This is a genomic window from Actinoplanes flavus (assembly GCF_017592555.1).
Lineage (GTDB): Bacteria > Actinomycetota > Actinomycetes > Mycobacteriales > Micromonosporaceae > Actinoplanes > Actinoplanes flavus.
In genome coordinates this window covers 1-1451 of record NZ_JAGFNS010000080.1, presented here as the reverse complement: position 1 = coordinate 1451, position 1451 = coordinate 1, and the positions used below count along the sequence as shown (strand labels likewise).

Here is a 1451-nt window from a genome sequence, read left to right as displayed (position 1 = left end):
GGAGTTTCAATGACCATGTCAAGCCGCGTACGGCGTGATCGGCGGTGAGGGATGGAACTCACGGCCGTCTCGCAGCAGGGCCCAGATGACGTCGATCAGGCGGCGGGCCAGGGCGATCAAGGCTTGGGTGTGGAGCTTTCCCTCGGCGCGTTTGCGCTGGTAGAAGACACGCGATGGGCCGTCGGGTTTGATCGCGGACAGGGCGGCGAGGTAGAAGACGCGGCGCAGGCCGCGGTGGTAGCGCTTGGGTCGGTGCAGGTTGCCGCGCACGCGTCCGGAATCGCGGGGTACCGGGGCCAGACCGGCGTAGGCGGCCAGCCGGGCCGAGCTACCGAACGCGGCTGCCAGGTCGCCGCCGGTGTCGGCGAGCAGCTGGGCGCCGAGGATCGGCCCGAACCCGTTGACGCTGGTGATCCGCGGCGCGTGTGGATGCTCGCCGAACGTGCCGGTGATCTGCTTGTCCAGACTCTTGATCTCCCGGTCGAGGTCGAGCAGCTGGGCGGCAAGCCGGGCGATCAACGGTGCCACCGCGGTCTCGGTGGGCAGCGCGATGGTCTGCGCGGCCGCCGCGGCGAGGGCTTTGTCGACCATCGCCGGGATGCCTTTGGCCCAAGCACCGCCGGCATGCAGATGCTCAGCGATCCGTCCGGCTCCGGCCTCACGCAGACCGCCGGGGGTTTGGAAACCGGTCAACAGCACCAGCGGCGAGCGGGTGGAGTAGTCGAACGCCGCTTCCAACGCGGGGAAGATCGACGCGAGCAGGTCACGCAGCCGGTTGACGCCACGCACCCAGTCACCCATCAGGTCCTCACGGCGTGCGGTCAGCACCCGCAACTCGGCGACCAACGCGTCGGGCTCGGTGATCGGCGTCAGATCGTGGCGCAACCGGGCGGTCTCGGCGATGGTGAACGCGTCCTTGGCGTCGCTCTTGCCCTCACCCGCGAAGGCGCCGGCCATCCGGTTGACCAGCCGGCCGGGCACGTACACCAGCTCCGCGCCGGCCTGACGCAACACCGCCAGCAACAGCCCGGCGCTGCCGGAGGTCATGTCCAGGGCCCACCGCACACCTCCGGCGGCCTTGCCCGCCCGGGCGATCAACGCCTCAATCTCGGCCTGACCGTTGCCCAGCCGCTTACTGAACACCACCTTGCCGGTCTCGTCGACCGCGCACGCATGGTGATGCGCCTTACCCACATCGATCCCAACCCAGATCTTCTCCCGGACCTTCACCGGCCCGAACCTCCCCGATAACCACAGCTCAACCCCATCGATGGCACTGCCGGCAGCTCCATAAACAGCGACGCACGCAGATCTCAATCAGCAGCCAGGCCATCGGGAACGGCAGGGCGGCCACTCCTTCGGAACCACCCAACGGCAAGAAACCATCAGCCACACCCCACCGTCCCGGGCATCCGGGGCATCAACCCCAGACAATCAACAACCTTATGGAG

1 protein-coding gene is annotated in these 1451 nt (G+C 68.2%); it reads right to left on the bottom strand.

Annotation, left to right across the window (positions count from 1 at the left end):
* Positions 1-18: 18 nt before the first annotated feature.
* Positions 19-1230: an IS110 family RNA-guided transposase gene (locus tag J5X75_RS43735; RefSeq protein WP_208473637.1), complete on the bottom strand. Its 1212-nt coding sequence runs from the start codon at positions 1228-1230 to the stop codon at positions 19-21.
* Between the last annotated feature and the right edge of the window lie 221 nt (positions 1231-1451).